At 69.4% G+C, this 399-nt stretch carries 1 protein-coding gene; it reads left to right on the plus strand.

Features of this window, described 5'->3' with window-relative positions:
• A partial coding sequence (locus AC6CH2_RS22515; RefSeq protein WP_498271163.1) for a CLIPPER-2 domain-containing protein occupies positions 1 to 399 on the plus strand: 399 nt, incomplete at both ends.

Raw genomic sequence — 399 nt, forward strand, 5'->3', positions numbered from 1 at the left:
TCCGGCCTGCACCACCACGGTGACCACGCCGGTGACGGCGCTGAGCCAGACCCTGGCCAAGGCGATGACGGGTAACGCCGACGAAGACGGTTCGGGCACGGTGAGCCTGGGCGACACGCTGACCTACACGGTCACCGTGACCAACACCAGCGCCAGCGGCAACCTGACCAACGTGGTGGTGAGCGACAGCAAGATCACCCCGAGCAGCACCACCTGTGCATCGGTGGCGCCGGGTGCGACCTGCGTGTTGACGGGCACCTACACGGTGACGGCCGCCGACGTGACCGCCGGTAACGTGGTGAACACCGCGACCTCGACCAGCCCGGCCTGCCCGGCGGGCAGCACCGACCCTGCATGCACCACCACGGTGACCACGCCGGTGACGGCGCTGAGCCAGAC

Source organism: Lysobacter sp. GQ73 (assembly GCF_059758755.1).